The sequence below is a fragment of the Paenibacillus glacialis genome, from assembly GCF_001637205.1.
In the GTDB taxonomy this organism is placed as follows: Bacteria; Bacillota; Bacilli; order Paenibacillales; family Paenibacillaceae; genus Paenibacillus_AQ; species Paenibacillus_AQ glacialis.
This window is the reverse complement of the sequence record NZ_LVJH01000048.1, coordinates 88,088-108,259: the sequence shown is the minus strand read 5'-3', so window position 1 is coordinate 108,259 and position 20,172 is coordinate 88,088. Positions and strand designations below refer to the sequence as shown.

Here is a 20,172-nt window from a genome sequence, read left to right as displayed (position 1 = left end):
CTCATCAATCTTAGTTTTCGCTTTTCATTGTGACCTTTGCTTTATACATATCAGCTTCACGCACTCCCGGCGCTCTAACCGTTTCCGGTTCGATAGTCTGATTGAAAAACTCTCTAAGATCGTGGTTACGATGGGCAATAATACCAACAATAAGAAGACATGCACCAGAAATCACAGTGATATAAGACCAGTCAACGACTTCCAATGCTGCACCGTATATCCACATACCGATAGGTACTGCAATCGTTGTGACCGTACTTACCACACCCAAAATACTAGCTCTCATATGCTCTGGAATATAAATTTGTACATAAGAGAGCATCGGGATATTCCCCATTGTATTAAATACACCTGTAAGTGCTAATACGATCATATATCCAACCATAATTACGATGTGTACATTCGTATCAATGATTGGCCATTTAGGAAACATCCACAACATAATCATTAGCGCTTGAAGCTGAATAAGAATGAAAATTTTGTTCGTTATGAACTTATTGATTTTGGGGATCGAAACGAGCAAAGCTCCAACGATAACACCTACTGCTAATGCTGCTTCAATAAATGACAACTGCTCTGGCGACATTTTCAGTGCCTGATAGACAATGAAAGGCAGGATCAGAGATATAGCAGGTCCAATAATAAAGTTAATAATAACGAATATTGTTAACAGATACTTAATGGCCGTACGTTGTTTAATGTAAGAGTATACTTCCTTCAAACTGTCCAAATAAGGTTTCTGTGCACCTAAATGTTCTTTCCTAACAGTAAATATCAATAACATGTTAAGAAAACCTGAAAGAATAAATGATATTCCATCCAGTAAAAAGATCTTCTCTAGACCAAATTTACTGTATGCTACAGCCCCAATCACTGGCCCCAATATGCTGATCAGAGCACCTATACTCTGATTACTCGAGTTGACGGCAGCTACTTTGTCCGCAGCAACGATATTCGGAATAGAAGCATTCACCGCTAACATGAAAAAAGCTTGTAGTGTACTTAGTACCATTGCATATACGATAAATAACATAATGCTATCATGATAGAATTGAAACATGAGCATCAATAACAAAATAGAAACCCCACTGAGTATATCTGTAATAACCATAATTCGTTTTTTATTGCTCCGATCGACAAACACCCCTGCAAAAATGTTAACAAATATACCTGGAATATACGTAAAACTTAACACAAGGGCAAACATACTTGCTGAGCCTGTTAAATCTAAAATATATAGACTGAGAGCAAAGCGGAAAACAGATGTTCCAAGTTCGGAAATTAAGCGACTTAAGCTAAAGATAGCAATGTTTCTTGAATCCCTCATATGTTTACACCTTTCAATTGTGCCGAAGTATAATCCTGTATTTGTTTTTGTGCTACATCGTCTAGCAGCTCTCGTATATAATCTTTGTCTTCCTCACAAGGTAGAACCATCGTCATATGAATCGTATTTCCCTTGTGCCAAGTCATGTAGAGAATACGATTCGGATTATCACAATTCACACCTTCTGCATCCAAATAATCTAAATCTGCTTCTTCACTAAGCTCACCTAGATAATTGAAATTGATAGGCATCTTCTCAAACGCTTGGAGTAGTATGTTTCTAGCATCTAAGAATGCTGGTTCAACCGAAGTATTATACAAGAGATTTGAAAAATGGACATTATGATCAGATGCTATCTGTATTTTTTGCGTTATCATTTCACACTGAATATCGATATGCTTGGTACTGTCAAGCAACAGTGGAATGTAATCAATACATTCGCCGACAATATCAAAGTATGATTGATCAGCATACTGTCTACCAAAGTGGGTCATCCACATAGGTATCTGCTCCATGTCAAAGTACTTGCTGAAAAATCTCACAAAGATACCCAGCGACATTTGCCACTTATCCTCAGCATCCAGATGTTTCAAGTGCTTATCTAACTTGATGTCGTGGTTAATGATAGTCATCAACGTATCGTTACTGTGCCGCTGAATTTTAGCCTCAATTTTTTTCACAGAAATACCGAAATTCTCAATATCATAGAACTCATTGAATTTAGTAGCCGATATACGTTTGGGACCTCTGCTAATTTGATCAATAAAGTCTGTAAACGTTACGCCTCTTGTCTTCTCAATTACATTTCCTTGATTCAGGGCCTCATAATATTCATTGACTTGATTACGCAGAATCTCATTACTCATGTAATCAAAAATCGTATGAGAGAAAGGGAGCAACAACAAGTACTTCTTCACATTCTGCTTGATAAGTAGCACACGATACATGATCGAATCAGAATCTAAATAAGGTTTAATGAAGAACTTGTCCATTAATAATCTCAGGACATCGATTTGTGTATTTGGATCCAAGTGCGAAATATCTATCATGGGTAGATTTAAATATTCTGGTTCCGCATACAGCCTCCAATAATGATCCTCATGTTCCTTTCCTTGAACCAGTACACTTCGCATGACTTCTTCATTCGATACAATGTGTTGTAATGTCTGTCGTAAACGTTCTGGATGAATGGCTTTAGTCCATTGCACCATCGTTCCTGAGACATCCTTATGCTCAAAGTGATATCTTTGAGAAGGTGAAATATCATATTCTTTCACCACATGTCCGCCTATTATTTCGTCCCTATACGTCATATGCATTCGCTCTATGGGTTCAAGTATGCTATCCACCCATTGTGAAGATTGTCCTTGCTGTAAATTCAGAATCGTATTGAATTCTTGTCGACTTATGACCTGCTCCATCCTACCTTCTGGAAGTGCAACAGATTCGATGATGTAATGCGGTTGAATGGTATGATCAAGCTGCTCTGTAATCAAAAGTTCAATTTCAGACCTCAATACCTCATCTAGATCAGAAATATGAAGGACTACGTATTCCTCATTTTCAACCAGGTAAGTCTGCCATTTGCATGTCCGTTGTACTTTCTCGCTAAGCCACTGTTCTGCATTCTGGATATCGGTAATCTGATGTTGATGAATATGCATTGATTTAGTCACGTAAATCGCTAATTCGGCAGGTGTTTGATGTGCAAATACTTGGTTAATACTCATATCCCATCCGAATTCCATCAGCTTCGATACCATTTGAATTGCTTTTAATGAATGCCCACCGAGCTCGAAAAAATTGTCATTTATGCTTACGCTGGCATGCTTGATTCCTAGAATTTCAGACCAAATCTGTACAATTGTACTCTCTATCTCGTTTCTAGGAGCTATATATTCTAACGTGCTTCCACTATATTCGGGCTCAGGTAGCGCTTTACGATCCACTTTCCCATTCACATTCAGTGGGAGTTGTTCCATAAATACAAATGCGGATGGAATCATATACTCAGGCAATTGCTGATTTAAATATTCTTTAACAGCATCTACGCTTAGACCATCTTCTGCTACCACATAAGCACAAAGGAATTTATTGGTTTCCTCGTTCTGTTTGACAAGAATTACAACCTCCTTGACAGATGGATGACTGAGTAGGTAATTTTCGATTTCCCCAATTTCAATTCGGAAACCTCTAATTTTAACCTGATTGTCCATTCTTCCAATATACTCAATCGTACCGTTGGGAAGCCATTTCGCCGCATCCCCTGTCCGATAGACTCGATCACCTTCTATAAATGGATTGGATATAAATTTCTGTCTGGTCAATTCTTCATTGTTTATATAGCCGCGTGCAACACCATCTCCTCCAACCCATAGTTCCCCAGGTACACCAATTGGATTTAAATTACCATTACTATCCACAATATATGCTGTTGAATTACTGATTGGCGGTCCAATGGGCACACTCTTCTCAAACGCTTCTTCAATAATGTAACAGCAAGAGAATGAAGTATTCTCCGTTGGTCCGTATCCATTAACGACTGTTAATTGTTCGCAGTGATCTCTCACCAGTTGAATATGTTTAGGTGACAGAACATCCCCACCAACGATTAAGTAGCGCACAGTGCGAAACATATCCGGCTTTTGTTGAGCGAACTGGGTAAATAGGGGTGATGTTAACCATAACGTCGTAATGTTATTTTGTTGTATTACCGATTCCACTCTTACCGGGTCCAACAAAGTGAATTTATCTACTAAATACAATCGCGCGCCATTCAGAAGTGCTCCCCATATATCAAAAACACTGACATCAAATACCGGAGCTGCCGTCTGTAATACACGATCCTCTTCACTAAAGTGTACATAGTTCGTGTTTTTCACCAATCGTGCAACGCCAAGATGCTCGATCATTACACCCTTGGGTAGACCCGTAGAACCTGACGTATACATCACATAAGCTAAATGGTTCGGGTTGGTATCGTGATGAAGGTTAGGTGCATCCTTGTCATTTAGTAGGTCATGATCTAGAACGATTACTTCTACACCATCGATGCCCCTGTCTGTATAACAATTCCGGGCAAGCATAATCTCAGCTCCACTATTCCTTAGGAAATACTCAACCCTATCCATTGGATAATCCGGATCAATCGGAAGATATGCACCTCCAGCTTTTAGAATAGCTAGCATCCCGATGATCATCTCCAAAGTACGGTCACCAATAATGGCGACGATCCGATCAGGACCGATTCCTTTATTTCGTAATATTCGAGCAAGTTGGTTCGCTTTAGCATTGACCACCCGATAAGTTAGCTCCGTATCGTTACATACAAGAGCAATTCGTTCACCATTATAAGATGCTTGCTCCTCAAATAGTTCGTGTATCGTCTGGTGAGGATACGTTGTTTGTGTAGCATTGAAGTTTTCGATAATCTGACGATGTTCTTCCTCTAGTAACAGTCCGATGCGAGATAACTTCACTTGCATGTTATCTACCACAGCTTCTAAAATATGAATATAGTGCGCGATAAAACGTTCTATCGTACTTTTCTCGAAAAGCTTAACGGCATATTCGACATCTAACCGGATACCTAGTCTATCTTCTGTAGCTGTAACCATTAAATCAAATTTGGAGGATTTGTTATCGAACGGATACAATTCCATTTGCAGTCCGTCCAACTGAACTTCATCTACCCCGATATTATCTACCGCAAACATTGTGTCAAACAGGGGATTCCTACTTACATCACGTTGAATATCTAATTTGTCGATGAGATCTTCATACTGAACCTGTTGATTCTCAAACGCATGTATCGTATGTTCCTTCACCTCTTCCAGAAAGTCTATGAAGCACTTTGTTCCCTCTGGATAACTGCGAATGGCAAGTGTATTTACGAAAATACCTATGACATTTTCTAACTCCTTTTGAGATCTGCCAGCTGATGGTGTTCCGACAATAATATCTTCTTGATTTGCGTATTTAGACAGCAGGATGTTATATGCTGCAAGTAAGAACATATATAGTGTAGTCCCTGATTTAGCAGCCAAATCTATGATTTTTAAGCTTAAGTCCCTCTCAATTGTGACAGAAATACTATCTCCTTCGAAGCTCTGCATCTGTGGCCTAGGATAGTCAGTGGGGAGTGCTAATACTGGAATTTCCCCTTGGAAACGATCCAACCAATATTGCTCTTGAATTCTAAAGCGTTCGCTTTGCAGTACTCTACGCTGCCAGACTGCATAATCTTTATACTCAATCTGTGGTACGTTTGCGCTTAGCTCACCAACACTGTATAGATGACTCAGTTCATCTACTAACAGACGGATGGATGCTCCATCCGAAATAACATGATGCATATCGATCATCAATATATATTTGTCCTTGTTTAATATGGCTAGTCCTACCCGAATTAACGGGGCTTTTCTCAAATTAAATGGTGCGATAAATTGCTTAATGGTATCGGAAATGATGCCCGACTCATCGCTTATTTCCATCTCATGAATACTAAAGGCTACATCCTTATGCACGATTTGTATCAATTCACCGTCTTTAAGCTGGAACGAAGTTCTAAAAGCAGCATGTCTGCGAATAAGTACATCGAAAGCATGTTGTAATCGCGTATGATCCAGCTTACCTGTCAATTGCATCACAAATGGCATATTATAGGCTGTACCCGCTCCTTCCAACTCGTTGAGGATCAACAGCCGTTTCTGTGCCGAAGACACCGGATAATGCTCGCTTTGCGGTGCGTGTTCAATACTCGTGTAGACGCTTTGTTCTAAAGCATCTATCCACTCCGCCATCTGTTCAAGTATCGGATTACGAAATACGCCACTTAATGTAAGCTGTACGTTGAAGGCTTCATTGATACTAGATGTCAGCATGGCAGCCTTTAATGAATGTCCTCCAAGTTCAAAGAAATGACTATTGGCTCCAATAGGTGAGACTTTTAGAACTTCCGTCCAAATACTAGCAAGTTTCTTTCCCGTTTCGCTACGCGGCTCAACATCATTATCTGATGATGCAGAAGTGAAATCAGGTTGCGGTAACACGTGACGATTCACTTTCCCATTCGCTGTCAGAGGTAATTCCTCTAACCATATAAAATGAGTTGGGATCATATATTCAGGCAATTCTAGAGCTAAATACCCTCGTAATTCCCTCACCTTAAGTTCACATTGCGTCACGATATATGCACATAGTACCTTTTCTTGATCTTGGTTATCGATGGCTACAACAATAGCCTCCTTAATCTCTGCATGCTTTAGAAGCACACTTTCAACCTCTCCCAATTCGATTCGGAAGCCACGGATTTTCACTTGTTCATCGATACGACCTAAATATTCTAAATTCCCTTCTGGCAACCATCTTGCCAGATCGCCTGTTCTGTACATTCTTTCTCCAGGATAGAAAGGGTCCTCCATAAATTTGTCCGCTGTCAAGTCAGGTTGATTCACATATCCTCTTGCTAAACTATCACCTGCAATACAAAGTTCTCCAGGAGTCCCAATAGGTACAATTCTCATATGATGATCCAGAATATAGACTCTTACATTGTCAATCGGCTTCCCAATTGGGATATTATCGAATTTCTCATTCACTTTAAATGCTGAAGTAACAACCGTGTTCTCTGTTGGACCATAGTTATTTACGAGTTCATACGGCGTGTCTTTATATACTCTGAGTTTGTCTCCTCCAGTAATCAATACACGAAGGGAGTGGTTATCGAGCTGGATAAATTGCTCACAAACAGCTGTAGGTAGGAAACTCACGGAAATTCCTTTTCTATTGTAGTACCCTACTAACTGGTGTACATCATATCGAATTTCTTCTGGAATAATGTGCAGTTCACAACCTGATAATAATGAAGGGAAGATTTCCCATACGGAAGCATCAAAACCAAATCCTGCGTATTTCGTACACTTATCCGAATCTGTTAGCTTATAATACGTCTGAAACCATTGCGTCATATTAATCAAGGCATGGTGCTCAATCATGACGCCTTTAGGTTTACCTGTTGAACCCGAAGTATATATAATATAGGCCAGATCAGAGGACGAGGGTATCGAGAGCATTGGTGGAAATGACTGAGATTCATGATTCATTCCAATCATTTCTTCTACATCGATCACTTGAACATTCGAATCCAATGTCTGAATCAAGGCACTTCTTGTAAGTAATAGACTCGTTTGGCTATCCTCGATGATATGATTAATGCGCTCCAAAGGATATTCCACGTCGATGGGAACATAAGCGCCTCCGGCCTTCAACACAGCTAATACACTGACGATCATTTCAATGGAATGCTCAACCATAATGGCTATAATTTGCCCCGGCTTAACACCTTTAACACGTAACGATTGAGATAGCCTATTCGCTTGTTCATTTAATTCTTTGTATGTTAATTGCTGATCTTTGTATACAACTGCGATGTTGTTAGGTCTTCTCTCCACCTGTTCTTCAAACAATTCATGTACCGTACGATTGCGTGCGTATTCCGTAGGCGTCCCATTAAAGTCCACAAGCACTTGATGACGCTCCGTCAGTGACATTAGTTCAATTTCAGCAAGTTGGAGTTCTCTATTCGCAACGATGCAACGTAAAATATTCGTATAATGTTCTAGCAATCTAGCTATCGTGCTAGGTTTAAATAATTTAGTCGCATATTCTGCATCAATCGTCATTCCTTGTTCACGTTCTAACACTGTCAGTGTCAAATCAAATTTAGAGACATGACCATCCCATGCATAGGATTCGGTCGTTAGTTCGTTTAAGATAACTTCCTGAATATCTATATTTTGTAATGTGAACATCGTGTCGAATAGTGGGTTACGACTCATGTCCCGTCTTGATCCTAGTTTGTCTATTAGATCCTCATATTGATACTCTTGATTTTCAAAAGCTTTCAATGTCGTATGCTTCATCTCTTCAAGAAAAGCGGCAAATGTCTGTTTAGTTCGCGGTCTTACACGTATAGCCAACGTATTAATAAACATGCCGATCATATGATCCACATCTGCATGAGATCTACCCGCTGTTGGAGTACCAATAACGATATCTTCCTGGGATGTATATTTAGCTAACAGAACACTGTAAGCAGCAAGCAATACCATGTACAACGTTGTTCCCGTTATACTTGCTAGCTGCTTTAACTTAGATAACAGTTCTCCATCGATATCTAGGGATTCAACAGCCCCTTCGAAACTTTGAATCTGTGGCCTAGGATAGTCAGTTAGCATATTCAATACTGGAGGATCTTCTGCGAATTGATTGACCCAATAGTTCTCCTGTTGTTCCAAAGCACCATTACCAACCTGTTTGTTCTGCCAAACCGCATAATCTTTATAGTGAATTCGTATGGCTTCTAGACTATTTACACTATTATCGTTATATAATGTACTGAATTCTTTCACAATAACTCCGATGGAAGAACCATCTGCAACGATATGATGAATGTCCACAATTAATATATATTGTTCTTCCTGTCGCTTGGCTAACCCGACTCGAATTAAAGGAGCTGAACCCAAATCAAATGGCATTACAAATTTCTCGACAATCGTCTCAATTTCCTGTTCATGATTGCACTCTAAGTGGTCTATGGTAAAAGGTACACTCCCATGCACTTGTTGCACTGGATTTCCTTTGAGAAAATAAAATGAAGTGCGTAACGACTCATGACGTGAAATCAACGTTTGGAAAGCTTGTTCTAAACGCTCTATATCGAGCTTTCCTTTTATCTGTATCACAAATGGCATATTATATACGGTGTTTGTATCTGCAATTCCATTTAAGATGAATAAACGTTTTTGTGCTGAAGAAACAGGATGAAAGTCAGCCTTCTCAGCTGATTCTATCGCCGTATAACTTGCTTCTTCACCCTTGGCGATTCTTAAACCCATCTCTGCTAGCACAGGGAACTGAAATACGTCAGTCAACGCTATTTCCATTTGGAATTGTTTTTTTATTTCATTGACTAGCCTTAATGCATTTAAAGAATGACCACCTGAATCAAAGAAATGATCATACACCCCTACAGTGTGCACTTTTAGAATTTCACACCATATATCTGCTAATTTGTGCTCTATATCATTACGTGGCTCTACATATGTTCCTTCATACATGATATTTTCTTCAGGTTCAGGTAGTGCCTGGCGGTGAACTTTGCCATTTGAGTTAAGCGGAAGTTGGTCAAGAAATATCCAATATGAGGGGATCATATATTCAGGAAGATACCCCTTTACATATTCTCTTATTTCTGATGTGGAAATTTCACCATCACATACCACATAGGCACATAAAACGTTATTTCCATCACCCTTATCCCATACCACTACTACGCTTTCTTTAACAAATTCATGACGTTGGATGCGACCTTCAATCTCCCCAATTTCAATTCTATATCCTCGAATTTTCACTTGATTATCTAGTCTGCCACCAAATTCAATCGTCCCTTCAGGAAGCCAACTTGCAGCATCTCCAGTCCGGTAAATACGTTCCCCAGTCACAAACGGGCTATCAATGAACTTGTCCATAGTCATTGTTTCATTATTAATATAACCTCGAGCGACACCGTCACCGCCTACCCACAGCTCACCGGGAATGCCAATCGGACATAATTGTCCATATAAATCAACGATATAGGCGGTGGAATGAGCAATCGGTCCTCCGATGGGAATGCTCATCTCATCATTTCTATTAATCGTATAGCAACAGGAGAATGTTGTATTCTCTGTTGGACCATAACCGTTTATGATCGTTAATCCTTCACACTGTTCTTTCACCCGATGAATATGTTTTGGAGAAAGAGCATCCCCCCCAACGATCAAATAACGGAGTGACTGAAACAGATCTGGTTGTTCCTGGGCCAATTGATTAAAGAGTGGGGAAGTTAACCACATCGTTGTAATATGATACTCACGTAATGCTTCCTCTAACTTTAATGGATCCAGTATCAATTCCTTATCGACAATATATAATTCTAACCCATTTAATAATGCACCCCATATTTCGAAAGTACATGCGTCAAATACAGGAGCTCCCGTTTGTAAAATACGATCCCCTTTATTAAAGGGAATATAATTCGTATTTCTGACTAGCCGCACTACGTTTTGATGTTCGACCATAACCCCTTTAGGTCGACCTGTTGAACCAGATGTATACATGACGTAAGCCAAGTTAGATGAAGTTAGTGTTGGAAAAGGATGTTGCGAAGCAGATCGAACTTCTCCATCTCTCTCATCAGCATCCATGATGATCATCTCAGCACCGTTTACGATTCGGTCCGCATAACATCTTGGAGTAACCACCCATTGTGTCTTACTATCGTGTAACATATATTGTATTCGGTCTGTAGGGTATTCCGGATCAATGGGTAAATAAGCGCCCCCTGCCTTTAATATTCCCAGCATCCCGACAACAGTGTCCAATGAACGGTCACCTATGATCCCAACAACCTGATCTGGTCCGACACCTCTTTGTCTTAACCTAGCTGCAAGTTGATCTGCTTTATCATTTAATGCCTTATAGGAGACGCTAACATCCTTATATACAATGGCGATCTGTTCAGAGTTGTCTTTTACTTGGATATCGAACAATTGAAGGATCGTCTGATCTTTCGGATACTCAGATTGCGTATCGTTAAATTCATGAAGGATTTGCTTATGCTCTTCGATTGTGACAATAGCAATATCTCTTATCAGCACTTCTGCATCTTGACTGACTGCGTTTAACACTTGCTGGTAGTGTTGAAACAAACGGTCCATCATCACATGATCATAAATGCTAGCGTTATATTTAAATTTTACCTGCAAACCATCGTTTGGCATCATGATAAGGTTGAAATCATAGTGCGTCTGCTCAAAATCCTCAAGATCACTAATACTAAAGGGATCTTCGGATTTATCTAGTACTTCAGCACTTACAGGATAATTTTGAAAAGCATAGATATGATTGATCAATGTTTGCTTCTTAGATGATAAGGACTGTATTTCTGCGAGTGGGTAAAAATCGTAGTTTTGCGTTTCTAAGGAGGTTTGTTGAACTTGTTGAATTAATGAAGCAAACGATTGTTGTCCGTGAAATGTAATTCTCAAGGGGACCGTGTTAATGAATAACCCTATCATTTGGTCTATTCCTTCCACTTCAGCAGGTCGACCCGATGTGACTGAACCGAAGACAACATCTTCTGTTCGATTATATCGCCCCATTAACAATGCCCATGCGGACTGTAATACCGTGTTAAGTGTTACTTGATGAGATTTCGCAAGTTGCTCCAGCTTAATAACTGTTTCTTCATGTACCACGTAGTTTCGATCCTCTTGATGGTTCCCTGGAATTGTTACTGAGTCTGTTCTTTCCTTACCCACGCTATTTCTCCGATGACCAAGAGACGGGAGTTTAATCTCTGAATCATACTCCTGCAAATAATCCGACCAGTATTTGTGTGCTTCTTCACGATCCTGCTGATCTAACCATTGAATATAATTGGAAAAAGGTGGCGCTTCATCGAGTTCCAAAGGCAAGTCCAAATTTAACGTTTTGTACACTTCAAACAATTCTTGCACAATGTTTTTTAAGCACCATCCATCTAGAATGATGTGATGATAACTCCAAATCAACTTATATGTGTATGGATTTACCTGCAATACAGTTGCCCGAAGTAACATATCCTTGGCTAAGTCAAACCCCTTTTTCTGATCTGTAACAATTGAATTTCTAATATATTGATCCTGATCATACGTATTCATGTGAGCTATGTCCTCATAAGAGACAGCCATTTTCCGTTCTTTGAACACAATTTGCTTAGGATTCTTCATATTTTCATGAAGAAAATTCATCCTTAACACATCGTATTTCTGGATTAGTACGTTAAAGCTATCTTCTAGTAATTGAACATCAAGTTTCCCCGAGACTGTACAAGAGAATTGTTCAAAGTAAGCAGGGGAATCTGAATTCAAATAAGAATGAAACAGCATCCCCTCTTGCATTGGAGTTAGGTTATATACCCCAGCAATGGATCGTTTTTTGTTCATGACCATCTCTCCCTGAACATTATTTAATGGTTATAAAACGACATTATGGCTTCTAATTCCTCATTGGACAGATCTGTTCCTACATCAGATGGAGTTATCTCTTTCACATCTTTCTCCATACAGTGGAGAATCACATCAGCCAGTTGATTTTTGAAATAATCTCCAAACTTCGTGATTTCTTCTTCTGTATATTCCTGAAGGCTGTACTCGATAAATATCATCAATCTACCTTCTTCTACGAGTCCACCTATATTTAAAGCAATTTCTCTATTAGCATCTGGGCTTACTGTTTGTCCATAAGGAACATCAGAAATGCTAAATACGTCTGTATTCACATCCGTATCGAACTGCCCCAAATAGTTGAATTTAATCTCAGGTTCAAGGTTAAACTTTATATTCTCACGGATCTCTTCAGTTGCGAGATACCTTAACAGCCCATACCCAATTCCTTTATTGGGAATCCGTCTTATGTTTTCTTTGACCGACTTAATATGGTAGGACATATCCTGTGAATTCAGCATATCTAACACAACCGGATACACAGAAGTAAACCAACCCACGGTTCTACTAATATTCATATTTTTGATTATTTCTTCTCTACCATGTCCCTCAAGACAGACTAATACTTTCTCTTCACCTGTCCACTGCGATACAGCTCTCCCTAAGGCAGTGAGGAGAATATCATTGATTTCTGTACTGTATGCACCATGTACTTTCCCTAACAAATGATCTGTTTCAATCTTCGATAAATGGAAACTATACGTCAGATTGTCTAGGACTTTAATCGAATCTTGTGAATAGTTGGACTTGGGTAGCGTCTTTACTTCTAGGCTCTCTACTTTATTCCAATATTCGAATTCCTTTCTCATAGCTTTGCTATTAGCATATTCCCTTAACCCTTTTGCCCACGTTTGGAAAGAATCTGTCTTGGCGGGTAGTGTAATTAATTCACCATTCATCGCCTGATTGTAGGCCAACGTTAAGTCCTCAAACAAAATGCGCCAAGAAATACCATCCATCACGAGATGGTGAATAATAATCGCCAAATGGTCACCATCACTCGTCTTGTACAATCCCAATTTGACCAAAGGTCCTTTTGCCAAATCGATACTTCCATGAAGATGGTCGATGTCTCTGGACATTTCTATCCGCCCTTCGTCCCCATCTGGCACTGTTGTTACGAACAAATCAAACCATGAATGCTCTATAGTATCGTTAAGCCCTTCATTATGCTGCGTCCATTTATCCTCTTCTCGCTTATAAACCATTCGTAATGCATCGTGATGACTGACCATGTATTTCCATACACTAGACAATACTTCTACATCAAAACCGTCTTTTTTGTATAAAATAACAGCTTGGTTCCAGTGATTAACAGGTGAGAAGTCACATTCAAAGAACCATTGTTGTATGGGTGTAAGTTCAACATTTCCTTTAACTGGACTCTGGTCAACTTCTCGGTGATCTAATTGAACGTACTTGGCCAATTTTCTGATCTCCGGATTTTGGAACAGATCTTTCATTCTTAATGAATAACCATGACCACTTAATTTAGAGGAAATCTGAATTGCCTTGATCGAGTCGCCTCCAAGTTCAAAGAAATTATGGTCGATACCAACTTGTGTGACACTAAGAACCTCTTCCCAAATCTCTGCTAATAATTGCTCTACTTCATTTCGAGGCGGAATATAATCCGCTTTACAGACAGTATTTAGATTGGGTACTGGTAAAGCTGCTCTATCAATCTTTCCGCTAATTAATAGAGGCATGTGATCTAGTGGAATGAAATAAGCAGGCACCATATAGTTGGGAAGTGTACTCTCTAGATGCTCCTTGAGTGCCCGAAGATAGACATCTTCAGAAGCAGCATCCAATGATTCCATGACCACATAAGCACATAAATATTTACTGCCCAACTCATCTTCCCGTGCTAGAACCACCGTTTGCTGTATATTCGGATATTGTGAAATACTAACTTCAATCTCCTCAAGCTCAATACGAAATCCCCTAATTTTAACTTGAAAATCTTTACGCCCGATAAACTCCAAATTCCCATCAGGAAGCCATCGTCCTAAATCTCCCGTTTTATAAAGACGATTATTCCTGTCATCTTCCTTAGCAAAAGGATTATTTATGAACGACTGAGACGTTCTTTCAGAATCATTAATATATCCTCTACCTACGCCGATACCTGATACGCAAATTTCCCCGAATACCCCAACTGGACATAATTTCATCTGTTCATCTGTCACATAGAGATTTACATTGGCAATAGGCTTACCGATTGGAATGTTATCCATCCCCGTTGGAATGTTGTCAATAACATACTGACTTATATCGTCAGAAGCCTCCGCTGGACCATAGGCATTAATGATTTTAATGAGAGGGTGTAGTTCCAGCCATCTCTGAGCCAAATCGGTCTTTATCGTTTCTCCCGTAATCATAAGATAACGCAGAAAAGGTAACTTTATCTTTGTTTTCTCCATAGCATCTAACATAACCGCTAGATAGGATGGAACGACTTCTAAAAGCGTAACTTTATCCTCTGACACCCTGTGTATAAATCGTTCCACTTCCATCACAAGGTCATTTGGATAAATTGTTGTTGTACCTCCAAGTGCGAGTGCTCCGAAACATTGCCAGACTGAAATGTCAAAACAAATATTTGCATTTTGAGCAAAGACGAGATTTCCATCCAACCCTAGTTCATCTGCTTCTGCCAAAATATGATTCAGCATGCCGAGATGTTCGATCATTACACCTTTAGGTTTGCCTGTCGATCCTGAGGTAAATAATATATAAGCTAGACTATTTATATCAGACTTAACAACTAGATTCTCATCATTTTCTTCCAATAATTCAGATTCAATCAGATCAAGACATATGATTAGAGCACCGTATTCAGTATCCAATCCATCCTTCAAATATTCAGATCGCGTAATTAACACTTGAGCGCCTGAATCTTTTAATATACCTGATTTGCGCTTTATACCATACTCAATATCGATAGGAACGTAAGCTCCGCCTGCCTTCCACACACCAAGCACACTTTGAATAAAAGGAGGCGAACGATCAAGCATAACAGCTACAACCGTATCTGGTTGAAAAGTGCCTAACTGTCTACGGAGATAATGACCCATTCGATTCGCTTGTGCATTCAGCTCTGCATATGTAATCTCTTTGCCCCCATACAGGACTGCGGCTTGACTTGGTCTTTCCACAGTGAACTGTTCAAACCGTTCATGCACCGTTCGGCTAAAGTCGTAATCAGCTACTCTTCCTGTACATAAATCAATCATTTCCTTATGTTCATTAGACGTGAACATATCCAGCTCCACTAACAGGAGATCGGGATTAGCAGTGGCTTTATTCAAAATCTCTATGAAATGGAGCCCGAATTTCTCCGCGGTGTCTAAGGTAAATAAGTCAATATTATACTGCAAATCAAATTTGATCTCCGAAGTATCTGTGTATATATCAAGCATAAGATCAAATTTAGCAATATTATTATTAAGCTCGTATGGTGTCATTAGCATTTCACCCATATGAATTTCCTCTTCCTCGATATCTGTCAAATTGAACATGGTGTCAAACAGTGGATTGCGACTTGTATCTCTGGCAACATCAAGCAGTTCCACTAATCGCTCAAATGGTAGATCCTGATGTTCAATAGCTGAAAGTGTATGATCGGAAACTTCTTGGACAAATTGATGAAACGTCTTATTACGATCTGGAAAGTTGCGAAGTGCAACAGTGTTAATAAACATACCCAACATCTGTTGCACATCTTGATGATTTCTGCCTGCTATCGGTGAGCCTACAATGATGTCCTCTTGTCCTGAATATTTCATTAACACGACGTTATATGCCGCAAGTAACACCGAATATAAGGTAACCCTTGATCCACTGACAAGTGCCCTGATAGCTTTGGCAAGTTGGGATTCTATCGTGAAATGCAATGTATGCCCCTTAAAGCTCTGCAAAGGCGGCCTTCTATAATCAAGTGGCATGTTGAGCACAGGTAGATCACCACTAAAGTGCTCTAACCAATATGCCTCATGTTCTTTCATCTCTTCACTAGTAAGCCGTTCGTTCAACCACACTGCGAAATCCTTATACTGAATCTCAAGTGGGGTCAGTAATTCACCTTGATATAACTGTTCTAACTCACGCAACATAATGGCACCTGACAATCCATCCGAAATGATATGATGCATGTCAATGAGTAGAATATATGCTTGTTCGCTGGTATGAAGCAGCTGAAATCTCAATAATGGAGGTGCCTCTAAATCGAATGGTTGAATAAACGAGAACACCCTTTGATTTATTTCATCATCAGAAGTATCTCGCATATCTATAATCTCTAGCTTACATTCCACCACTGGATGAATAATCTGTACAATCTCCCCATCAATCACTTGAAACGATGTCCTAAATCCCTCATGACGTTCGATGAACTTCGTAATCATATGCCTAAAGTATTCAATATCCAAATTACCTTGAACACGATATGCAAACGGCATATTATAAGCAGTTGATCCCAACTCTTCTAACGTGTGTAAAACAAACATTCTTCTTTGTGCGGGGCTCACTGGGTAATAGTCATTTATCTCAACGGGTGAAATCTTTGTTGACGTATATTCGCTTAATCCTTGAATTCGATGTGCCAACTCAACAATAGTTGGAAATTGAAAAACATCTTTCACCTTCACATCTACGCTAAGCTCCCCATTTATTTTAGAAACCAGAATAGTCGCTTTCAGTGAATGACCACCTAATTCAAAAAAGTTTGCTGCAATACTCACTTTCTCCACGCCTAAAACTTCACTCCAAATGGAAACCAGCACTTTTTCTATCTCATTGCTAGCGAGTACAAAGGGTGTATCCGATCGGTCGTGAACAAGATCAGGTAATTGACTGCGGTTGATCTTCCCATTTGCATTAAGCGGCATATTCTCTAGTTGTACCAAGACTTGGGGAACCATATATTCTGGCATACAAGTATATAAATTAGCCTTGATATCGGAAGGTTTAATATCTATATTCGCTGTGTAATATGCACATAGATATTTCCCCTTCCCATTCTCTTCTTTAACGATAACTACTGCCTCTCGAACCTGATCGTACTCGGTTAACCGATGCTCGATCTCACCTAGTTCAATGCGGAAACCTCTAATTTTAACCTGATGATCTTTGCGACCTATAAATTCGATGTTCCCGTCCGGTAGCCATCTTCCTAGATCTCCTGTTTTGTACAATCTTACACCCGACTGTAACACAAATGGATCCTCCATAAAGACCTTTTCCGTTCGCTCCGGATCATTAAGGTAACCTCTTCCAACTGCAATTCCTGCCACACAAATTTCACCTATTACTCCAATTGGACACAAATGCATTTGAGCATTCACGACATACATCTGAATATTAGCAAGAGGTTTCCCAACCGGGATTTGCTCCAAATATGCTGGTACATGATCCATAACGTATTGACAAATATCATCTGAAGCTTCCGCCGGTCCATAAGCATTCACCATCTTAATATTTGGACAAAGTGTAAACCAGCGTTTTACAAGTGCAGGGGTAGCAGCTTCACCGGTAATGATTAAATGTTGCAATCGATGGAATTGAATAGACTGTTCCTCAATCAAATCTAGCAAGATTGTCAAATATGAAGGTACTACTTCCAGTAATGTCACATGATCACTGATAACTTGGTTGAGAAACAGCTTCGGTGCAAGAATAAGATCATCTGAATAAATCACTGTTGTTCCACCAAGCACTAAGGCACCGAAAAACTGCCATACAGAAATATCAAAGCAATGATTTGCCGTTTGTGCAAACACGATATTCTCTGACAATCCTAGATCATCAGCTTCAGCCCATATATGATTTAACATGCCAAGATGTTCAATCATTACACCTTTAGGTTTGCCAGTAGACCCTGAGGTGAACAGAGTATATGCCAGATCGTTAATAGATACCTTATGACTTACATTCGTACAAGAAGTTTCATCTGATGGATAGATGAGGTTATCCACCTCTACGAACCTTTTCAGATCCTGTGCACACAGTCCTTCTTCTACATATTCTGATACAGTAATTACGATCCTAGCATCCGAATCGGCTATGATACCTGCTTTCCTTTCTTCTGGGTAATGGACATCCACCGGTATATAGGCCGCACCAACTTTCCATATTGCCAAAATACTCTCGACCATGATGGGTGAGCGTTCCAGCATTACCGCTGCGAAATCACCGTGCCGCAATCCGCGTTCCATAAATATTCTCGCAAGCCAATTCGCATTGCGATTTAACTGTTCGTAGGTCATTTTCTCATCTTTATAGATCAGCGCAATTTTATGTGGGCATTTACGTGCTTGCTCTTCTATTAGTTGATGAACAGGCTTGTCGAATAGATAAGCTTTATCTGTCTGATTAAAATCAGATAATATCGTTTGTTTCTCTTCTACAGTGATCATTTCAATGTCAAGTACTCTAACATTTACATCTTCTAATACTGTCGTTACAATTCGTTTCAAATGACCTTCTACGTTTCGAAGGAATTCCTCATCATAAATGAATCCGTTATATGTGAATAATACTTCAAGCTCACGCTCTGGAAATACAGTAACATCCAGATCATAATTTGTGTGTTCTATCATTTCACTATCAATCATTGAAACAAGATGTTCTTCATCGCCGTCAATAACCTTGTCCATCGGATAATTCTCAAACACAATGATATGGTTAATAAGGTTATTCTTGAGTACAGTTCCAGACTGAATTTCTGCTAATGAAACATAGTTATACTTGTTCGCCTCTAGAATTGAATCATGTACCTCACCCAGTAGCTCTTTAAAGGTAGTACTTGTATCGGCTTTTACTCGTAACGGAATCGTATTAATAAATAAACCGACCATGTTCTCAACCCCAGGTAATTCAGGAGGTCTTCCCGATACTACCGAACCGAAGACAACATCTTCACTATGATTATATTGTTGTAACAAAATACCCCAAATCGCATGAAAGATCGTACTTACCGTAACCTGATTGTCTATAGCAATCTTTTGAAGCCTACTGGTAGTCTCAGAATCCCATTTGAAATGATATTTTCGGTGATCAAATCCGTCAGCCAGTATTGCCCCTTTAGTGGATGGGATAACTGCCCGCAGTTCGTAATCCTCTAAATAATTCCTCCAATATTGTATAGCTACATCTTGATCCTGTTCACCTAGCCATTGAATATAGTCGCTGTAAGGATAGAGAGCATCAAGTTGTAATCGATTGTACCCCGCCAAGGATTCATATATTTGAAATAAATCACGTGCCAGAATACCAAGACACCAGCCATCCATAATAATATGATGAAATCTCCAGATCACTTTATAGATTTGTTTATTCACTCTAAACATAGCCATCCGAATTAAGGGTCCCGTCTCCAGATCGAAACCTTTATCCTGATCCTGCAATTTATATGCCTCTATCAAACGTATCTGTTCCTCATCACTATGAGCAGATATATCTTCAACGTGTATATGCGGTTCACTATCTTCCAATACGATTTGTAGAGGTTGATCTACATCTGTGTAGATAAACACCGTTCTTAGGACGTCATAACGTTCGATCAATTTGGTAAAACTTTGTACCATTAAAGGGGATTGGATATCCCCCTTTATTGTGAATGAAATATACTCAGAGTACGCTTCGGAACTGGGTTCCAATAGGGAATGGAACAGGATCCCTTCTTGTGTTGGCGTTAATGGGTATATTTTCTCAATTTCAGGATTGCTCACTTAGTTTTCACTCCCCCTCTAG

Annotated in this window: 3 protein-coding genes; all 3 read right to left on the bottom strand. The window is 39.5% G+C overall.

Annotated features, from left to right (window positions below):
* Positions 1–10: 10 nt before the first annotated feature.
* Genes PGLA_RS19965 through PGLA_RS19955 form a run of 3 tightly spaced genes read right to left on the bottom strand, consistent with a single transcriptional unit; the run spans position 11 to position 20,150 of the window.
* On the bottom strand, positions 11–1,327 hold the full coding sequence (locus tag PGLA_RS19965; RefSeq protein ID WP_068536229.1) for an MFS transporter: 1,317 nt from the start codon (positions 1,325–1,327) through the stop codon (positions 11–13).
* On the bottom strand, positions 1,324–12,357 hold the full coding sequence (locus PGLA_RS19960) for a non-ribosomal peptide synthetase (protein WP_068536228.1): 11,034 nt from the start codon (positions 12,355–12,357) through the stop codon (positions 1,324–1,326). The genes PGLA_RS19965 and PGLA_RS19960 overlap by 4 nt, the downstream gene beginning before the upstream one ends.
* Positions 12,358–12,380: 23 nt before the next feature.
* Entirely contained in the window at positions 12,381–20,150 is a 7,770-nt protein-coding gene (locus tag PGLA_RS19955; protein WP_068536226.1) for a non-ribosomal peptide synthetase, read from the bottom strand.
* Between the last annotated feature and the right edge of the window lie 22 nt (positions 20,151–20,172).

Excerpts from the sequence above, each read along its gene's own strand:
- PGLA_RS19965 (WP_068536229.1), bottom strand. The coding sequence starts at position 1,327 with ATGAGGGATTCAAGAAACATTGCTATCTTTAGCTTAAGTCGCTTAATT.
- PGLA_RS19960 (WP_068536228.1), bottom strand. The coding sequence starts at position 12,357 with ATGAACAAAAAACGATCCATTGCTGGGGTATATAACCTAACTCCAATG.